Source organism: Blautia sp. aa_0143 (genome assembly GCF_004167315.1).
Lineage (GTDB): Bacteria > Bacillota > Clostridia > Lachnospirales > Lachnospiraceae > Blautia_A > Blautia_A fusiformis.
Window position 1 is genome coordinate 118,182 of sequence record NZ_RCXU01000003.1, and the last position, 17,717, is coordinate 135,898.

At 44.6% G+C, this 17,717-nt stretch carries 30 protein-coding genes; 1 reads left to right on the top strand and 29 read right to left on the bottom strand.

Translation table 11 applies throughout. The features are described 5' to 3' along the window. The 29 genes from EAI83_RS02315 to EAI83_RS02455 form a co-directional block, all read right to left on the bottom strand. The gene (locus EAI83_RS02315; RefSeq protein WP_015526935.1) at nucleotides 1-645 is read right to left on the bottom strand and encodes an adenylate kinase; all 645 of its coding nucleotides are present in this window, start codon (nucleotides 643-645) and stop codon (nucleotides 1-3) included. Nucleotides 646-743: 98 nt separating this feature from the next. Further along, on the bottom strand, nucleotides 744-2,057 hold the full coding sequence (gene secY / locus EAI83_RS02320; RefSeq protein ID WP_015526934.1) for a preprotein translocase subunit SecY: 1,314 nt from the start codon (nucleotides 2,055-2,057) through the stop codon (nucleotides 744-746). Then, on the bottom strand, nucleotides 2,057-2,497 hold the full coding sequence (gene rplO / locus EAI83_RS02325) for a 50S ribosomal protein L15 (RefSeq protein WP_015526933.1): 441 nt from the start codon (nucleotides 2,495-2,497) through the stop codon (nucleotides 2,057-2,059). Before rplO ends, secY begins: the two co-directional genes overlap by 1 nt. Before the next feature lie 12 nt (nucleotides 2,498-2,509). Further along, nucleotides 2,510-2,689 (bottom strand): 50S ribosomal protein L30, encoded by a 180-nt coding sequence (rpmD, locus tag EAI83_RS02330; RefSeq protein ID WP_015526932.1) that lies wholly within the window; start codon nucleotides 2,687-2,689, stop codon nucleotides 2,510-2,512. 13 nt (nucleotides 2,690-2,702) lie between these two features. Continuing rightward, a complete protein-coding gene (rpsE, locus tag EAI83_RS02335; protein ID WP_015526931.1) occupies nucleotides 2,703-3,212 on the bottom strand; it encodes a 30S ribosomal protein S5 in 510 nt (169 codons plus the stop codon). 17 nt (nucleotides 3,213-3,229) lie between these two features. Further along, entirely contained in the window at nucleotides 3,230-3,598 is a 369-nt protein-coding gene (rplR, locus tag EAI83_RS02340; RefSeq protein ID WP_015526930.1) for a 50S ribosomal protein L18, read from the bottom strand. A 17-nt stretch (nucleotides 3,599-3,615) separates the two neighbouring features. Further along, a complete protein-coding gene (gene rplF / locus EAI83_RS02345) occupies nucleotides 3,616-4,155 on the bottom strand; it encodes a 50S ribosomal protein L6 (protein ID WP_015526929.1) in 540 nt (179 codons plus the stop codon). Nucleotides 4,156-4,251: 96 nt separating this feature from the next. After that, nucleotides 4,252-4,653: a 30S ribosomal protein S8 gene (gene rpsH / locus EAI83_RS02350; protein ID WP_015526928.1), complete on the bottom strand. Its 402-nt coding sequence runs from the start codon at nucleotides 4,651-4,653 to the stop codon at nucleotides 4,252-4,254. 81 nt (nucleotides 4,654-4,734) lie between these two features. Next, entirely contained in the window at nucleotides 4,735-4,920 is a 186-nt protein-coding gene (locus tag EAI83_RS02355; protein WP_015526927.1) for a type Z 30S ribosomal protein S14, read from the bottom strand. A gap of 13 nt (nucleotides 4,921-4,933) precedes the next feature. Then, nucleotides 4,934-5,473 carry a 50S ribosomal protein L5 gene (gene rplE / locus EAI83_RS02360; RefSeq protein WP_021650765.1) on the bottom strand — a complete coding sequence of 180 codons (540 nt, stop codon included), beginning with the start codon at nucleotides 5,471-5,473 and terminating at the stop codon, nucleotides 4,934-4,936. 22 nt (nucleotides 5,474-5,495) lie between these two features. Next, the gene (rplX, locus tag EAI83_RS02365; RefSeq protein WP_021650764.1) at nucleotides 5,496-5,807 is read right to left on the bottom strand and encodes a 50S ribosomal protein L24; all 312 of its coding nucleotides are present in this window, start codon (nucleotides 5,805-5,807) and stop codon (nucleotides 5,496-5,498) included. 11 nt (nucleotides 5,808-5,818) lie between these two features. Then, nucleotides 5,819-6,187 (bottom strand): 50S ribosomal protein L14, encoded by a 369-nt coding sequence (rplN, locus tag EAI83_RS02370; RefSeq protein WP_019162495.1) that lies wholly within the window; start codon nucleotides 6,185-6,187, stop codon nucleotides 5,819-5,821. 13 nt (nucleotides 6,188-6,200) lie between these two features. Further along, nucleotides 6,201-6,455: a 30S ribosomal protein S17 gene (gene rpsQ, locus EAI83_RS02375; RefSeq protein ID WP_021650763.1), complete on the bottom strand. Its 255-nt coding sequence runs from the start codon at nucleotides 6,453-6,455 to the stop codon at nucleotides 6,201-6,203. An 18-nt stretch (nucleotides 6,456-6,473) separates the two neighbouring features. Next, nucleotides 6,474-6,683 (bottom strand): 50S ribosomal protein L29, encoded by a 210-nt coding sequence (rpmC, locus tag EAI83_RS02380; protein WP_021650762.1) that lies wholly within the window; start codon nucleotides 6,681-6,683, stop codon nucleotides 6,474-6,476. Beyond that, nucleotides 6,673-7,110, bottom strand: coding sequence for a 50S ribosomal protein L16 (rplP, locus tag EAI83_RS02385; protein ID WP_015526924.1), 438 nt, complete (start codon nucleotides 7,108-7,110; stop codon nucleotides 6,673-6,675). Before rplP ends, rpmC begins: the two co-directional genes overlap by 11 nt. Beyond that, a complete protein-coding gene (gene rpsC, locus EAI83_RS02390) occupies nucleotides 7,110-7,766 on the bottom strand; it encodes a 30S ribosomal protein S3 (RefSeq protein ID WP_015526923.1) in 657 nt (218 codons plus the stop codon). The genes rplP and rpsC overlap by 1 nt, the downstream gene beginning before the upstream one ends. An 11-nt stretch (nucleotides 7,767-7,777) precedes the next feature. Next, nucleotides 7,778-8,167 carry a 50S ribosomal protein L22 gene (rplV, locus tag EAI83_RS02395; protein ID WP_015526922.1) on the bottom strand — a complete coding sequence of 130 codons (390 nt, stop codon included), beginning with the start codon at nucleotides 8,165-8,167 and terminating at the stop codon, nucleotides 7,778-7,780. An 86-nt stretch (nucleotides 8,168-8,253) separates the two neighbouring features. Further along, a complete protein-coding gene (gene rpsS, locus EAI83_RS02400) occupies nucleotides 8,254-8,535 on the bottom strand; it encodes a 30S ribosomal protein S19 (protein WP_015526921.1) in 282 nt (93 codons plus the stop codon). A gap of 15 nt (nucleotides 8,536-8,550) precedes the next feature. Then, complete coding sequence (gene rplB / locus EAI83_RS02405) at nucleotides 8,551-9,396, bottom strand: 50S ribosomal protein L2 (protein ID WP_015526920.1); 846 nt, start codon at nucleotides 9,394-9,396, stop codon at nucleotides 8,551-8,553. Nucleotides 9,397-9,458: 62 nt separating this feature from the next. After that, nucleotides 9,459-9,758: a 50S ribosomal protein L23 gene (rplW, locus tag EAI83_RS02410; protein WP_015526919.1), complete on the bottom strand. Its 300-nt coding sequence runs from the start codon at nucleotides 9,756-9,758 to the stop codon at nucleotides 9,459-9,461. Beyond that, the gene (gene rplD, locus EAI83_RS02415) at nucleotides 9,758-10,378 is read right to left on the bottom strand and encodes a 50S ribosomal protein L4 (protein WP_015526918.1); all 621 of its coding nucleotides are present in this window, start codon (nucleotides 10,376-10,378) and stop codon (nucleotides 9,758-9,760) included. Before rplD ends, rplW begins: the two co-directional genes overlap by 1 nt. A 21-nt stretch (nucleotides 10,379-10,399) precedes the next feature. Further along, nucleotides 10,400-11,032, bottom strand: a complete 633-nt coding sequence (gene rplC, locus EAI83_RS02420; RefSeq protein ID WP_015526917.1) for a 50S ribosomal protein L3 — start codon at nucleotides 11,030-11,032, stop codon at nucleotides 10,400-10,402. 65 nt (nucleotides 11,033-11,097) lie between these two features. Continuing rightward, complete coding sequence (gene rpsJ, locus EAI83_RS02425) at nucleotides 11,098-11,415, bottom strand: 30S ribosomal protein S10 (protein ID WP_129974553.1); 318 nt, start codon at nucleotides 11,413-11,415, stop codon at nucleotides 11,098-11,100. Nucleotides 11,416-11,764: 349 nt separating this feature from the next. Next, nucleotides 11,765-12,844 carry a hypothetical protein gene (locus EAI83_RS02430; RefSeq protein ID WP_022427085.1) on the bottom strand — a complete coding sequence of 360 codons (1,080 nt, stop codon included), beginning with the start codon at nucleotides 12,842-12,844 and terminating at the stop codon, nucleotides 11,765-11,767. A gap of 145 nt (nucleotides 12,845-12,989) precedes the next feature. Beyond that, on the bottom strand, nucleotides 12,990-13,244 hold the full coding sequence (locus tag EAI83_RS02435; protein WP_015526913.1) for an HPr family phosphocarrier protein: 255 nt from the start codon (nucleotides 13,242-13,244) through the stop codon (nucleotides 12,990-12,992). Beyond that, nucleotides 13,241-14,197, bottom strand: coding sequence for a DNA-binding protein WhiA (whiA, locus tag EAI83_RS02440; RefSeq protein WP_015526912.1), 957 nt, complete (start codon nucleotides 14,195-14,197; stop codon nucleotides 13,241-13,243). Before whiA ends, EAI83_RS02435 begins: the two co-directional genes overlap by 4 nt. Before the next feature lie 48 nt (nucleotides 14,198-14,245). Then, complete coding sequence (rapZ, locus tag EAI83_RS02445) at nucleotides 14,246-15,124, bottom strand: RNase adapter RapZ (RefSeq protein WP_015526911.1); 879 nt, start codon at nucleotides 15,122-15,124, stop codon at nucleotides 14,246-14,248. A 187-nt stretch (nucleotides 15,125-15,311) separates the two neighbouring features. After that, nucleotides 15,312-16,229 (bottom strand): UDP-N-acetylmuramate dehydrogenase, encoded by a 918-nt coding sequence (gene murB, locus EAI83_RS02450; RefSeq protein WP_021650759.1) that lies wholly within the window; start codon nucleotides 16,227-16,229, stop codon nucleotides 15,312-15,314. Nucleotides 16,230-16,346: 117 nt separating this feature from the next. Then, nucleotides 16,347-17,078, bottom strand: coding sequence for a tRNA threonylcarbamoyladenosine dehydratase (locus tag EAI83_RS02455; protein ID WP_022426384.1), 732 nt, complete (start codon nucleotides 17,076-17,078; stop codon nucleotides 16,347-16,349). A 191-nt stretch (nucleotides 17,079-17,269) separates the two neighbouring features. Between EAI83_RS02455 and EAI83_RS02460 the strand changes: the two genes are divergently transcribed. Further along, nucleotides 17,270-17,686, top strand: coding sequence for a stage V sporulation protein AB (locus EAI83_RS02460; protein WP_015526908.1), 417 nt, complete (start codon nucleotides 17,270-17,272; stop codon nucleotides 17,684-17,686). Nucleotides 17,687-17,717 lie beyond the last annotated feature (31 nt).

Genomic DNA, 17,717 nt, shown 5'->3' on the forward strand with positions numbered 1-17,717 from the left:
TTATTCTCCTAAGATGTCAACGATCTCCTGGAATACCTCATTCAGATCCCTGGTTCCGTCTACCGTCTTCAAAACACCCTGTGTGGTGTAATAGTCAATCAATGGCTGTGTCTGCTCATGATAAACATTCAGACGCTTCTGAACTGTTTCCGGCTTGTCATCATCACGGAGTACAAGCTTGTCACCACAGGTATCGCAGACCCCCTCTGTCTTCGGTGCTGCAAATACAACGTGATAAGTTGCACCGCATTTCACACATGCACGGCGTCCGCCCATACGTTTCACGATGTTATCATCCGGCACATCCACATCGATCGCATAGTCAATTTTGCTTCCAAGTTTGTTCAGAGCCTCTGTCAGACATTCTGCCTGCGGAATTGTTCTCGGGAAACCATCCAGAACATACCCTTCCCTTGCGTCATCCTGCTGGATTCTGTCAACAACAAGGTCGCAGGTCAGTTCATCCGGAACAAGAAGTCCCTGATCCATGTAAGTTTTTGCTTTGTTTCCAAGCTCGGTACCGTTTTTGATGTTAGCACGGAAAATATCTCCTGTGGAGATGTGCGGAATCCCATATTTCGCCGCAATTTTCTTAGCCTGAGTACCTTTACCTGCCCCCGGTGCACCCAACATAATAATTCTCATAGCATACCCTCCATTTTCCTGTTTTCTGCCTGATTTTCAGACAGTCCTGTTTACAAATCAAGGCTGCGACACTTTCGCACCGCAACCTTCATTTTCAATTAGTTCAGGAAGCCTTTGTAATTACGTACAAGCAGCTGAGATTCCACCTGCTTAACGGTCTCCAGGATAACACCTACGATGATGATGATAGATGTACCGCCGAAGGAAACATCCGCACCGAACACACCGTTGAAGAAGAACGGTATAACGGCCACGATAACAAGACCTACTGCACCTATAAATATAATATAATTCAGGATTTTAGTCAAATAATCTGAAGTCGGTTTTCCCGGACGGATGCCTGGGATAAAACCGCCCTGCTTTTTGATATTATCGGCTACTTCCAACGGATTAAAGGTAATTGATGTATAGAAGTATGCGAAGAATACGCAAAGTACCACATACACGATCAGACCCCAGCTGTACTGGATCTGACTTGGATTACACCAGTTATTGGAGGAAAGTCCTCTTAAGATCTCACTTCCAATGCCCGTTCCGTTTCCTTTGCCAGCGAACTGAGCAATGATCGACGGGAAAGACATGATAGAGGAAGCAAAAATAACCGGGATAACGCCGGCAGTATTTACCTTGAGCGGGATGTTTGTGGACTGACCGCCCATCATTTTACGTCCAACCATCTTTCTGGAATACTGAACCGGAATTCTTCTCTCTGCTCCGTTGAGGATAAGTACGAGCACTACAACAAACAGAATAATCACAGCAATGATGCAGGCTGCAAGCATTCCTTTTGCAATTGTTTTGCCCTTGACGAAGTTCTCATAAAGAAGGGACATATCACTCGGGATCCTGGACACGATATTGATAGTCAGGACGATGGAAATACCATTTCCAATGCCCTTCTCTGTAATACGCTCGCCCAGCCACATAAGCATTGCGGAACCCGCTGTTAAACTTGCAACAACTACGATTCCTTTAAGGAAGCTCATGTTCGGGATCATACCCTGACGTCCAAATCCGATTGCCATGGCAACAGACTCAAACAGAGCAAGACCAACCGTTACATAACGTGTGATTGCTGTAAGCTTTTTTCTTCCTTCTTCTCCGTCACGCTGCATCTCTTCAAGTGCCGGAATGGCAATGGTAAGAAGCTGAATGATAATGGAAGAAGTAATGTAAGGTGTGATGTTCAATGCGAAAATTGACATCTGAGTAAAGGAACCGCCGGTGAACGCATCAAAGAAATTGAATGCGTCACCGGTATTAGATTCAAACCACTGCTTAAAGAAGTCACTGTCGACTCCCGGTACAGGAAGCTGGGATCCGATTCTGATCACGAATATCATCCAGATCAGATAGAGAAGCTTTCTTCTCATTTCCTTTACTTTGAAAACACTCTTAAGAGTCTCAAACATTAGATCACCTCTACTGTACCACCAGCAGCTTCAATTTTTGTTTTTGCAGTCTCGCTGACAGCGTTTACTTTAACATTAAGTTTTTTTGTAAGCTCGCCGTTTCCAAGGATCTTAACACCATCACCGATCTTGGAGATTGCACCGCTTGCAAGTAAGCTGTCAACTGTAACCTCTGCGCCATCCTCAAAACGATTGAGAACGTCTACATTGATTGCGATAATTTCTTTAGAGTTTCTGTTAGTGAAACCTCTCTTAGGAAGACGTCTGTATAAAGGCATCTGACCTCCCTCGAATCCCGGTTTCTTATGTCCGGAACGAGCAAGCTGTCCTTTATGTCCTTTACCAGCAGTTTTGCCGTTTCCTGAACCATGTCCACGGCCTCTTCTGAAGTTATCGCTATGCTTGGAACCCTCTGCGGGTCTTAAGTTTGATAATTCCATTCTGGCACCTCCTTAATCTTCTACTTTTACCAGGTGCTGCACCTGCTGAATCATTCCTCTGGTTGCAGCGTTGTCTGGCATCTCAACTGTTTTATGCATCTTTGTAAGACCCATAGCTTTTACAGTTTTTTTGTGTTTCGGTACTGCACCGATTGGAGATTTTACCAGTGTAACCTTGATTGTATCTGCCATTTCCATATCCTCCTTAACCCAGAATCTCATCTACAGATTTTCCGCGGAGCTTTGCAACCTCTTCCGGAGTCTTTAACTGGCTCAGGCCTGCGATTGTTGCCAGAACTACGTTCTGTTTATTTCTGGAACCCATACATTTTGTACGGATGTTTTTGATACCTGCAAGCTCGATTACGGCACGTGCCGGGCCACCGGCGATAACTCCAGTACCTTCCGGAGCTCTCTTCAGAAGCATCTCAGCGCTTCCGAATTTTCCGATGAAGTCATGTGTAATGGAATTGTTCTCGTCTCTTGCAACAGTAACAAGCTTCTTCATAGCGTCCTCTTTACCTTTGCGGATCGCCTCCGGAATTTCTGCTGCTTTTCCTAAACCTGCACCAACGTGTCCATTGCCGTCACCTACAACAACTAAAGCTGTGAAACGGAAGTTACGACCACCTTTAACAACCTTGGTAACACGCTTGATTGATACTACTTTATCTTCTAACTCTAACTGACTAGCATCAATAAGATTACGTTTCATGTGTTCTTTTCCTCCTCTTAGAATTTCAGTCCAGCTTCTCTTGCTGCATCTGCCAGTGCTTTAACTTTTCCGTGGTAGATATATCCACCTCTGTCGAAAACAACGCTCTCGATACCAGCCTCAACAGCTTTTTTACCGATCACTGTTCCAACTTTTGCTGCAGCCTGTACATCATCAGTGTTCTCAAGCTCTGCTTTTACGTCCTTCTGGAGAGTAGAAGCGGATACTAAAGTTTTACCAACTGTGTCATCAATAATCTGTGCATAGATGTGCTTGTTGGAACGAAATACTGCCAGACGAGGAGTAGTTGCAGTTCCGTTTAAATGATGACGTAATCTTCTATGCTTCTTTTCGCGAATTTCGCTTCTGGATGCTTTGTTAATCATATTCTCACTCTCCTTAATTATTTCTTACCGGTCTTACCGACTTTACGTCTGATAACTTCGTCAACGTACTTGATTCCCTTGCCCTTGTATGGCTCAGGTCTTCTCTTGTCTCTGATCTCAGCTGCGTACTGGCCAACTTTTTCTTTGCTGATACCAGATACGATGATCTTGTTTCCGTCAACTGTGGACTCAAGACCTTCTGGATCTTCCATCTCTACCGGGTGAGAATATCCGAGGTTAAGTACAAGTTTCTTGCCCTGCTTAGCAGCTCTGTAACCAACACCGTTAACCTCAAGCTCTTTTTTGTATCCTTCGCTTACACCAACAACCATGTTGTGGATAAGGCTTCTTGTTAAGCCGTGAAGGGCTTTGATTCTCTTTAAGTCGTTCGGTCTTGTTACAACTACATGACCGTCTTCAACTTTAATCTCTAACTCTGTCGGGAGTGCTCTCTCAAGTGTTCCCTTAGGTCCTTTTACTGTTACAACGTTTCCATCTGCGACTGTAACCTCAACGCCAGCTGGAATTGCAACCGGAAGTCTTCCGATTCGTGACATAAATTTGTCCTCCTTACTTAGATTGTCGGAGAGGGCCCATGCCCTCTCTGTTTTCAGTTTAAAAGCTATATGACTGCTTCGTTAAGCGGCTTTGGCCTACCAAACGAATGCAAGTACCTCGCCACCAACCTGAAGCTTACGAGCCTCTTTGTCAGTGATAACGCCTTTGTTTGTGGAAAGGATTGCGATACCAAGTCCACCAAGAACCTTCGGAAGCTCATCCTTGCCTGCGTATACACGAAGACCTGGTTTGGAGATTCTCTTAAGTCCTGTGATGATCTTCTGGTTTTTGTCCTCACCATATTTCAGTGTGATGTGAAGAGTTTTAACAACTCCATCCTCAACCAGATCATATTTTGCGATGTATCCCTCATCTACAAGGATGTTTGCGATAGCAATTTTCATCTTGGATGCCGGTACGTCTACAGTGTCATGTTTTGCAGTATTTGCGTTACGGATTCTTGTAAGCATATCTGCGATCGGATCGCTCATTGTCATGTAAGTTTCCTCCTCTTTCTTCAGACTTTACATGTCGTGTGAATATTATTTAAATGATTAAAAAGTTGCTTTCGCCTCGACCTACCAGGAAGCTTTCTTAACACCCGGGATCTGACCTTTGTATGCCAGCTCACGGAAGCAGATTCTGCAAATTCCGTATTTTCTCAGGTATGCATGTGGACGGCCACAGATTCTGCAGCGAGTATACTCTCTTGTGGAGAATTTAGCTTTACGCTGCTGTTTAATTTTCATTGCTGTCTTAGCCATGAATCTTTTCCTCCTATTTAGCAAATGGCATGTTGAATAATGTCAGTAATTCGCGTGCCTCTTCATCTGTTTTAGCAGTTGTAACGAAGATAACGTCCATTCCTCTTACTTTATCAACCTTATCGTACTCAACCTCTGGGAAGATCAGCTGCTCTTTGATACCAAGAGCATAGTTTCCTCTGCCGTCGAATGCGTTCGGGTTAACACCACGGAAGTCACGTACGCGTGGAAGAGCAAGGTTGATAAGACGATCAGCGAACTCATACATCTTCTCGCCTCTCAGAGTAACTTTACATCCGATCGGCATACCCTCTCTGATTTTGAAGTTAGCGACAGATTTTTTAGCTTTTGTAGCGATTGCTTTCTGTCCTGTAACAAGTTCCATATCTGCGATTGCAGCGTCAAGAAGTTTAGCGTTCTCTTTTGCCTCGCCAACACCCATGTTAACAACGATTTTCTCGAGTTTTGGCACTTCCATTACGTTTTTGTATCCGAATTTCTTGGTCATGGCATCCATGATCTCGTTCTTGTAAAGATCTTTTAATCTACTCACCTTTATATGCCTCCTCTCTTAATTAATCGATTGTCTTTCCTGTTGCTTTGGCAACACGAACTTTTTTGTCTCCATCCATCTTGAATCCAACTCTTGTAGCTTTTCCGTCTACAACGAGCATTACGTTGGAGATATGAAGCGGAGCTTCTTTTGTCACGATTCCACCGTTCTGATTAGCTGCGGACGGTTTAGCGTGCTTTGTAACCATGTTTACGTTCTCAACAACTACTGTGTTGTCTTTTACGTTAACTGCAAGGACCTTTCCGTCCTTACCTTTATCTTTTCCAGCGATTACCTTTACAGTATCACCTTTTTTAATTTTCATAGCTGACATTCGGCACCCTCCTATAATACTTCCGGAGCTAAGGAAACGATCTTCATGAATTTCTTCTCACGAAGCTCTCTGGCAACTGGTCCAAAGATACGTGTTCCTCTCGGAGTTAAGTCATCCTTGATAATTACGGCAGCATTTTCATCGAAACGGATGTAAGATCCGTCTTTACGACGAGCGCCTTTTTTAGTTCTAACAACTACAGCTTTAACAACGTCACCTTTTTTAACAACGCCGCCTGGTGTTGCATCTTTAACCGTAGCAACGATTGTGTCACCGATGTTTGCATATCTTCTTGTAGAGCCGCCCATAACACGAATACAAAGGATTTCTTTTGCACCAGTGTTGTCGGCAACTTTCAGTCTAGTTTCCTGCTGAATCATACTGGTTTCCTCCTTATTTAGCTTTCTCTACGATCTCAACCAGTCTCCATCTCTTGTCCTTGGACAGCGGTCTGGTCTCCATTACCTTAACGGTATCTCCGATGTTGCACTCATTGTTCTCGTCATGAGCTTTTAATTTATATGTTCTCTTCACGATTTTTTTGTAAAGAGGATGTTTTACATGGTCTTCAATTGCAACTACGATGGTCTTATCCATTTTGTCGCTGATAACCTTACCCACGCGGGTTTTTCTCAGATTTCTTTCCACGATTTATGTCCTCCTGTCCTATTTGGAAGCGTTTGCCTGCTCAGTGATTACTGTCTGGATTCTGGCAATATTTTTACGAACCTCTTTGATTCGTCCTGTATTGTCTAACTGGTTTGTTGCATTCTGAAATCTCAGATTGAAAAGCTCTTTTTTAGCAGCTACTAATTCTTCATTCAGTTCTGCAACTGACTTTGCTTTTAAATCTTCCACGAACTTATTAATTTTCACTGTTATCACCGCCTTCTAAGTCTGCACGAGAAACGATTTTACATTTACATGGTAACTTGTGCATTGCAAGACGTAATGCTTCACGGGCAACCTCTTCGGACACGCCTGCAATCTCAAACATAACACGACCTGGTTTTACTACTGCTACCCAGTACTCCAGAGCGCCTTTTCCGGAACCCATTCGAGTCTCAGCTGGTTTAGCTGTTACCGGTTTATCCGGGAAAATCTTAATCCAAACTTTACCGCCACGTTTGATGTAACGGGTCATAGCAACACGGGCTGCCTCGATCTGATTAGATCTGATCCAACATGGCTCAGTAGCAACAAGACCGAAATCACCATAGTTGATAACATTGCCTCTAAGGGCTTTTCCTCTCATGGAGCCACGGAATTGTTTACGACGTTTTACTCTTTTTGGCATTAACATTATTTATCGCTCCCTTCCTTAGTTCCTTTTGTCGGAAGAATCTCACCATTGTAGATCCATGCCTTAACACCAACTTTACCGTATGTGGTGTCTGCTTCCGCAAAGCCATAGTCGATATCTGCACGAAGTGTCTGAAGCGGGATTGTTCCCTCGCTGTAGAACTCTGTACGAGCCATATCAGCTCCGCCGAGACGTCCGGATACGGAAGTCTTGATTCCCTTAGCGCCAGCCTTCATTGTTCTCTGCATTGTGGACTTCATAGCACGTCTGAAGGAAATACGGTTCTCAAGCTGAAGAGCAATGTTCTCAGCAACCAGCTGTGCATCTTTGTCCGGTCTCTTAACTTCTTTGATGTCAACGATAAGCTTCTTGTCTGTGTATTTCTGAAGCTCAGCTTTAACTTTCTCGATCTCTGCGCCGCCCTTACCGATTACGATACCAGGTTTTGCTGTGTAGATGATGATCTTAACTCTGTCAGATGCTCTCTCGATCTCGATTTTAGAAACACCTGCGCTGTATAATTTCTTTTTAAGGAATGTTCTGATGTTGTAGTCTTCTACCAGGTAGTCAGCAAACTTGTCTTCTGCATACCATCTGGAATCCCAATCCTTGATAACTCCGACTCTAAGGCCATGCGGATTAACTTTCTGTCCCATGCTTTTCCTCCTTACCTTTCATCAAGCACAACTGTGATATGGCTAGTTCTCTTCTCGATTCTGTAAGCTCTACCCTGTGCTCTCGGCTGAATTCTCTTCATTGTAGGTCCCTTATCTGCATAGCATGCTGCAACATAAAGGTTGTCTGCGTTCATTCCGTTGTTGTTCTCAGCGTTTGCTACTGCTGACTCAAGCAGTTTTTTGATCACGCTGGAAGCGTATCTCGGATTGTATGTCAGGATACCAAGTGCTGTCTGTACATCTTTGCCACGGATCGCATCTAATACGTAGCAGGCTTTCTGAACAGAAATTCTTGCATAAGATAACTTTGCAGACGGCCTTGTCTCTCTATTATTCTCATTTCTGGCTCTCTTTATCTGGCTTCTATGTCCTTTTGCCATCTTAAAGTGCCTCCTTTCTTAAATTCGATATCTAAGTTATCTGCCAGCTGTCTTAAATTGACAGCGGGCAGTTATAAATCTGATGACTAGCGTACTCCGGACTTCTTCTCGTCTTTTCCGTGTCCTCTGTAAGTTCTTGTTGCAACGAACTCACCAAGTTTGTGTCCTACCATATCCTCTGTGATATATACCGGCACATGTTTTCTTCCGTCATGAACAGCGATTGTGTGTCCTACGAAAGACGGGAAGATTGTGGAACGGCGAGACCAAGTTTTGATTACGGATTTATCATTTGCAGCGTTAAGAGCGTCTACTTTTTTAAGTAAGCTCTGGTCTGCAAAAGGTCCTTTTTTCAGTGAACGAGACATGCTTTCTCCTCCTTATTATTTCGATAATGCTTTTCCATCGCGTCTTCTTACGATGTACTTGTTGGACTGTTTGTTTTTCTTTCTGGTCTTCAGGCCGAGAGCAGGTTTGCCCCACGGTGTGCAAGGACCTGGGCGTCCGATACCGGTCTTACCTTCACCACCACCATGTGGATGGTCATTCGGGTTCATTACGGAACCACGAACTGTAGGTCTGATACCCATGTTACGTTTACGTCCGGCTTTACCGATGTTAATAAGGTTGTGATCTCCGTTTCCGATTACACCAACAGTTGCGCGGCATACGATCGGAACCATTCTCATCTCACCGGAAGGAAGACGAAGTGTTGCGTACTTTCCTTCTTTAGCCATGAGCTGTGCGCCGTTTCCTGCAGAACGAACCATCTGTCCGCCTTTTCCAGGATGAAGCTCAATGTTGTGAACCATAGTACCAACCGGGATAAGCTCCAGTGGGAGGCAGTTTCCAACACGAACCTCAGCTTCCGGACCATTGTAAACCTTCTGGCCTACTTTAAGTCCCTCTGGAGCGAGGATGTAAGCTTTCTCGCCATCTGCGTAGCAGATCAGAGCGATGTTAGCTGTTCTGTTCGGATCGTACTCGATTGTTTTAACTGTTGCAGGGATTCCATCTTTTCTTCTCTTGAAGTCGATGATTCTGTATTTTCTTCTGCTTCCGCCACCCTGATGTCTTACAGTGATCTTACCCTGATTGTTACGTCCAGCGTTCTTCTTAAGGGAAGTAACGAGGGATTTCTCTGGTTTTGCAGCTGTAATCTCAGAGAAGTCGGAACCAGTCATATGTCTTCTTGACGGTGTATATGGGTTATAGCTTTTGATTCCCATGATGTTTCTCCTTTCGAATTTGTTCTCGTGCTTTCGTGCACATATTCGGACTTATCTGTTAATTAAAGTCCCTCAAAAATCTCGATATCTTTGCTCTCTTCTGTAAGAGCTACGATAGCTTTTTTAGTCTTAGCAGTTTTTCCAACTACCATTCCACGGCGTTTTTTCTTTCCATCACTGTTGATGGTGTTTACGCTCTTAACTTTTGTTCCCTCGAACATCTTCTCAACAGCCTCTTTGATCTGAGTCTTGTTAGCTTCCGGATGTACAAGGAATGTATATTTCTTCTCACCCATGTCTGCCATGGATTTCTCTGTGATAACCGGACGGATGATTACGTCATAGTACTGAATACTTGCCATTATGCGTATACCTCCTCGATAGATGCAACGGCATCCTTTGTAACAACTACGGTGTTGTGTTTCATAACATCGTATGTGTTGATTGTAGCCGGTGTTGCAGTTTCCACGTCAGCGATGTTTCTTGCGGAAAGAACTACGTTCTGATCGTTGTCAGCTGTGATTACAAGAGCTTTCTCTGCTTTCAGGTTTGTAAGAACCTTCTGCATCTCTTTTGTCTTAACCTCAGCAAGTGCAAGGCTGTCAACAACAACAAGTTTATTATCCTGAACCTTGGATGTCAGAGCGGATTTAAGAGCTGCTCTTCTTTCCTTCTTGTTCATTTTTACTTCATAATCTCTCGGAACCGGAGCGAATACAACACCGCCGCCTGTCCACTGTGGTGCACGGATGGAACCCTGTCTTGCATGACCTGTTCCTTTCTGTCTCCACGGTTTTCTTCCGCCGCCTCTTACCTCAGAACGAGTTTTCGCTTTCTGAGTTCCCTGACGGTTATTTGCAAGCTGACGAACAACTGCAAGATGAACGAGATGCTCGTTGATCTCAACGCCGAATACTGCGTCATTCAGCTCCATTGTGCCAACTTCATTGCCTTCCATATTATAAACAGTTACATTAGCCATTCTGATGCTCCTCCTTTCCTATTATAAGGACTTTACTGTCTCTTTGATTGTAACCAAAGATTTCTTAGGTCCTGGAACAGCACCCTTAACTAACAGTAAGTTATTTTCTGTATCTACACGTACGATCTCAAGATTCTGAACAGTTACCTGAACATGTCCCATGTGACCTGGCATATGTTTTCCTTTGAAAACCTTGCTTGGATCGGAGCAAGCGCCGTTGGAACCTGCATGACGATGATATTTAGAACCGTGAGCCATAGGTCCTCTGGACTGGCCATGTCTCTTGATGGCGCCCTGGAAGCCTTTACCTTTGGAAACTGCAGTAGCATCGATATGATCTCCTGCTGCAAAGATATCAGCCTTGATTTCCTGTCCAACCTCATACTCGCCGGCATTGTCAAATCTGAACTCTTTTACAAATCTCTTTACAGCTACACCAGCTTTGTCAAAGTGGCCTTTCTCCGGTTTGTTGACCAGTTTCTCTCTGATCTCGCCGAAGCCAACCTGAACTGATGTGTATCCATCGTTCTCCTCAGTTTTAACCTGAGTTACAACGCAAGGACCTGCCTGTAAAACAGTTACCGGAATTAACATTCCATCTTCATTGAAGATCTGAGTCATTCCGACTTTAGTAGCTAAAATAGCTTTCTTCATTTCTTTCTTCCTCCTTATAGCGGATTACCATTCGGTAATCATATAGTTAATGTCAAATGACATTATTAGCGGTTTTTCATCTTGATATCGATGTGAACACCAGCCGGCATTTCCAGTCTGGAAAGTGCATCTACTGTTTTCTGAGTTGGTGTCAGGATATCGATAAGTCTCTTATGTGTTCTCTGCTCAAACTGCTCTCTGGAATATTTGTATTTATGAACAGCTCTTAAGATTGTAACAACCTCTTTCTTAGTAGGAAGCGGAACCGGTCCACTTACCATTGCTCCGTTCTTCTTTACTGTCTCGATGATCTTTGCTGCAGATGCATCAACGAGCTGATGATCATATGCCTTTAATGTGATTCTCATTACCTGATTTGCCATAAAAAAAGTCTCCTCCTATTCGTACTTATATAGCAGTACGACAAGCGGCGACTGTACACATCTCCGTGTGTGTCATGGTATATTTGCACACACGTCCCATCCCAAGATGGTTATTGAACTTTGTACAGTGACTTGTCGTCAGTTTCCTAACTTGACATTCGCTCCACGGAAAACCTGCCAGTGTGGCAGCAACCTCGCGCTTCATAGCTATCAATGTCACAGCAAGGATTAGTATATACGATGATTCTTCAGAATGCAAGCCTTTTTTTAAATTTTTTTGATTTTTTTTAAAAAAGAAGAAAATGGCTCATTTCTGAACCATTTTCTTCTTATATAATAGGTACTTATTTTATTCTTCCATATCGTCCACATCACCACTGATGATATCCGAGTAATCAAACAGTGTAACCTTCGTGATGTCATCCTTAACGATATCCGGTGCATCACCGGCCTTCTTTACGCGGCTTGCAAGCTGCGCTGCGGAATAAGACGGCATCGCAAGGCTTCCAATGGTAACCGGCTCCTCTTCCTCTTCCGGAACCTCTTCGACCTTTCCGGCCGGATGCGGCTTTCTGTTTTCTTCAACCGTACGTTCTGCCATTTCCAGTCTGGAAAGCATATCTGCTTCTTCTGAAGTGGCTGCTGCAATCTCTTTCTTAAGTTCCGCATGAGCTTCACTTGCGGCAGTCTGTGCAGTCTGCTGTATGGCAGCCTTCTTTTTATTCTCCGAATAGCCTGTAACATCCTCTTCGTCAATCTCATCTACGAAACCGCCCGTACGGACCTTACGCTTATCTGCTTTTTTATTTTTGTGTTTTCGTGCCTTTTCTTCCTGAATGATCTCTTTTTCTTCTTCCTTCATTCTTCTGGCACGTGCTTTTTCTTCCTGCTTCAGTTCTTTCCTGGACTTCACATAACCCGGTTCCGGATCGTTCACATCTTCCTCAATATCATCCGGCTCTTTCTTCCAGAGCTCTGCGATCACATACAGGATGATCAGGAACAATACGACCAGACCAAGAATGATCAGGCCTTCAATACTTTCTGTAGCCACCATAAGATATCCCACATAGCCAATGGTAACTACAACTTTCGGAACATAATCTCCAACCTTAATGGTAAAAGTCTTTCCTCCGGAAACGGACTGATCTGTTACTGTTCCGGTTCCCTTGGAGGCATCGAGATTGGTGATCGTATATTTATATGTCTCGGAATCTTTCTGTACAAGGATTGGAGTACCTGCGCTGATCGCAGAACTCTTCTCCGGGATCGCATATGTAACAGATCCGACTGGGAGGTTCGTTGCCTTATCGGATTTATCCACGATCACTGTTCTCACCCCGAAGAACGGCGGAAGAACAAGTCCCAGTACACAGATCAGTGTGCATATCACAACAAAATGTACGATAAATTTCAATACTTTTGACATAGGTAATCTTCCTCTTTCATATTTGTAGGTACTTTGAAGCGGAAAGGGATACAGCGGGAATCGGTCTTCCTTTCCGTCTGTATCCCTTTATATTCCACATCCGCAGGAATCTACCCTTTTCCGCGGACTGCTCTGTCCCAACTGATTACTGGTTGCTTAAATACTGTTCAATGCTCTCCATCGCTGCATTCTCATCATCACCGTTGGCAGACAGTGTAATCTCTTCTCCAGCGTCAAGTCCCAGGGTCATCATTCCCATAATGCTCTTTGCATTGACTCTTTTTTTGCCAATCTCAACATAAATTTCACTGTTAAACTGGCTTGCCACCTGAACAAGCTGTGCTACAGGTCTTGCCTCCAGTCCAGTGGATAAGTTGATAGTGATTGGTTTTTTAATCATAATAGCTCCTCCTTGTTCTCCCGCAGCTCATCTGCGATCTCACTCAGCTTGCGAAGCCGGTGATTCACACCTGATTTGCCCACCTGCGGATTCAACATCATACCTAATTCTTTCAGTGTGGCATCCGGATACTGCAGTCTCAGCCTGGCTATCTGTGCCAATCCATCACTTAAGCTCTCAAAGCCGATAGTTCTGCTGATCAGCTGTATATCTTCCACCTGTCTTACTGCCGCATTTACCGTTTTATTGATATTCGCAGCCTCACAGTTCACCTTACGGTTTACCGTGTTACGCATTTCCTTAAGTATCCGGATGTTCTCCAGATCCATAAGGGCTACGTTCGCCTCCATGACTGCCAGCATGTCAACGATCTGCGCGCCTTCCTTCACATAGACCACATATGATTTCTTGCGCACCACAATTTTAGCTTCTACGTGAAAACTGCGGATAATCCCCTGTAATTGTTCTGCTTTCCTGCTGTCCGGACACACGATCTCAAAATGATACCCTTTCTCTGGATCACTGATCGAACCGGACGACAAAAAAGTACCGCGAATAAATGCCCGCTTGCAACAGTTCATCTGAACCACAAGCGAATTATCCATTTCAAGTAAACCGGTTTCGTTATCCACAGAAAGCTTTGTCCCCTGCAGTACTTCCTCTGTTCTGGCAGGATCCGTAACCTCAACAAGATATACCTTACCCCGTTTGAGATGAGACCCTTCCCGGATAACAATCGCTGTCTCTATATTAAAGGTTTTTCGCAATAATGTAAAGCTTTTTCTTGCAACTGCTTCATTTTCTGTCTGGATCCATAGTTTTCTGTTTCCATCCGACATTTTTTCCACACGGCCGCAGCCGCAGAGCAGTGCCGCCAGTTCTGCCACCTGACAGTGCCTGGCCAGACTAAGCTGTCCTGCAAGTTCTTCTTTGACTTTTCCTGAAAATGACATCCCGAACCCTCTTTTACTGTTTCCCTGCCACCCTTTTCATCGCGGCAGTTATTTTTTCAGAAGTCTGTCCTTCTCCGCATCCCTGTGCTCCAGGCGGATGCCGTATTCATCCGATTTGGAAAGCCTGGAAAAAAGTTCTCTGGCAATAGTAACAGAACGATGTTTTCCCCCTGTACATCCGATACCGATCACAAGGCTTGTTTTCCCTTCTTTAATGTAGTTAGGGATCAGAAAACGGATCATATCCTCCAGTTTGTCCGCGAAGGCTTTCGCCGTATCACTGGCCATCACATAATTGAACACTTCATCGTCAAGGCCTGTCAGAGGACGCAGTTCATCCACATAATAGGGATTGGGAAGAAATCGCACATCAAACACAAGATCTGCATCTGCCGGGATTCCATACTTAAAGCCGAAGGAAAGCACAGAGATCATGATATTGCTGAACTCTCTGTCATCCACAAAGATCTTTTCGATTTCCTGGCGAAGCTCCCTGGTAAGCAGATGGCTGGTATCAATGATATAATCCGCACGTTTCCGGAGAAATTTTGTTTTCTCACGTTCCAGGCGGATTCCCTCATCCACTCTCCCTGCTCTTGCCAGCGGGTGGCTTCTTCTGGATTCTTTATAGCGTTTTACAAGGACAGAATCCTCTGCATCCATAAACAGGATCTCGTAATCATACCCGGTCTGCTTCATACGGTCCAGAACTACTTCCAGTTCATCAAGGGCACTTCCGCTTCTGGCATCGATCCCCAGAGCCACATTTCTAACATTTTCGCTCTGCATCTCAGGAAGAAGGGAAGCAAATTTTTCCAGAAGCTGGATTGGAAGATTATCCACGCAGAAATATCCCATATCCTCCAACATTTTAAGTGCAGCTGTTTTTCCTGCTCCTGACACTCCTGTAACGATCACAAAACGCATAGTCTCTCTTCCTTTCCATTTCTTCTTCCGTTATCTGCAAAGCGTACATACGCATTCCTGTTCCCTCTGTTTCGTATCCTGGGTACCTGAAAGCCGGACTACGCTGAGCCTTTTAGGTCTGTGCGATCGGATCCACAGACAAGTAAGTGGTATAATTATTTTGAAAACGATGTACCAGAAATGGTCATCAGGCTTCAAAATCACCCAGGAACTTCACCTCCGGTTCCAACGTAACTCCATATTTCTTATAAACGATATCCCTGACATTATCCATCAGCGTGCGGACATCCCTGGCAGTTGCACCGCCTGCATTGATCACAAAGCCACAGTGTTTCTCAGAAACCTGTGCACCACCTACCTGATATCCAGCAAGACCGCTGTCCATGATCAGCTTACCTGCAAAATATCCCTCCGGTCTCTTAAAGGTACTTCCAGCACTGGGATACTCCAACGGCTGTTTGGTGGTACGACGGATCGTCAGATCTTTCATGGTCTCACGGATCACTTCCGGATTTCCCTCCTTCAGCTGCAGCTTTGCTTCCAGCACGATATAACCTGCGGTTTTGATGATGCTGGTACGATATCCCAGTTCCAGTTTATCTGCCGGAAGGGTAACGATCTCTCCCTCCTCATCCATCACAGTTACCTCTGTGAGAACATCCTTCATCTCGCCGCCATAGGCACCTGCATTCATCACAACCGCACCGCCCATAGTTCCCGGGATCCCGCCTGCAAACTCAAAGCCTGTAAGAGCTGCATTTTTTGCTGCTGCTGCCACCGATGAAAGCAGCGCACCTGCCTGTACGGTGATCTCTGTTCCTTCTACGGTAACGGCAGACATATTTTTGTAGATCTGGATAACTGCTCCACGGTAACCGCCGTCTCCTACCAGAAGATTACTTCCATTTCCGAGGATAAAATAAGGGATCGCACTTTCTTTACAGATTTTTACGATACGCCCCACATCTGTGTCTTTATCCGGCATCAGAAAATAATCCGCCGGACCTCCGATCTTAAAAGTTGTATGACGGCTCATTGCTTCGCCTGTAAAAACACGTTCTTCTCCAAGAAGATCGCAGAACTTTTTTATGATTTCTGAATTCACTTTTTATTTCCTCAGTCTTTCTGTTTTATTTCTGTAAAGCAGACATTACTGTTCCGCCTTGACTTATGCTCATGAACTGGATCTGTCCGTGATCTGCGCTCAATTTCTCATTTGCTGTCAGCTATGTGAAACGTTTCCGGCTGACAGTATATCCCGCACAACTTCTCCCGCCAGCAGATATCCCGCAGTCCCTGTCACAAAGGAAATATTTCCTTCGGCAGGCTTCTTCACCATAGTTCTTCTCCGTCTGAAAAGCTTTTCTTTTGCCGGTTGTTCTCTGGAATACAGTACTTTGAGTTTACGTATTCCCTGTTTACGCAGTTCTTTTTTTATGATCCTGGCCGCCGGGCATACTGTGGTCCTGCTGATATCCGCAACCTCAAGTCTAGACGGGTCTATCTTGTCCCCGATGTCCAGGCAGGAGATCACAGGCACACGTTCCTCCCTTGCTCTGCTGATCAGAAGCAGTTTTGACGACAGTGTTCCCATTGTATCCACAATATAATCAAAGGAACGCAATTCAAACATTCCCGCAGTCTCCTCATTATAAAAGGTTTCGTAGGTATGCACCAAAATATTCTCATCAATATCCCGGATTCTCTTCTTGGCCGCCTCTACCTTGCTCATTCCCAGAGTAGAATGAAGTGCCAGCACCTGGCTTCCGATATTCGTCAATGTGATCTTTTCATGATCGATCAGTGTCAGACTCCCCACACCGCAGCGCGCAAGTGACTCTGCCACCTGTGATCCGGCTCCGCCAAGACCGAATACTGCAATTTTCGCCCTGCTGAGTTTTTTTACACCTGTATTTCCAACGAGCAATTCCATACGTGAAAAAGCATCCTGCATATCCGTCCTCCTGACACTGTTTTTTCTTTTGATTGAGAAAGACAGCGCCTGTCCGCCGCTGTCCATATTCCTTTTTATTATACTATCTCTGTCCGTAAATGTACAGATATTCTTGTTTTTTAAGATTTTCGCATAAAAAATTTATATTTTCTCATACTATTCCCATACAATCCCACAAGGAGGTTCTGTCCATGCTTCAACAACTGATTCTGTGCTTTATCGGTTTCTGTGCCGGGATCATCGTTGCAGGAGGTGTCTCCGGACTGCTGATCGGCCTTTCCATTGTTCCCCGCTATGCAGGTATCACGCATACAGCTGACCAGATTTTTCTTTATGAAGATCTGACACTTCTGGGAACAGTTGCCGGAACCGTCGTCACCCTGTTTCCGATCAGAATTCCGCTGGGACCTTTTTTCCTGGCTGTCTGCGGAGTATTTTTCGGAATTTTCCTGGGCGGCTGGATCCTTGCACTGGCAGAGATCGCAAAAGTCTTTCCCGTCTTTGCCAGACGGCTGAAGCTCTCTCAGGGGCTTTCTCCGGTAATAATTTCCATTGCTGCCGGAAAAGCCCTGGGCTCCCTGTTTTATTATGCCATGAGCTGGATGTAATTCTTACTGTCACTCTACCATCTCACGAAAG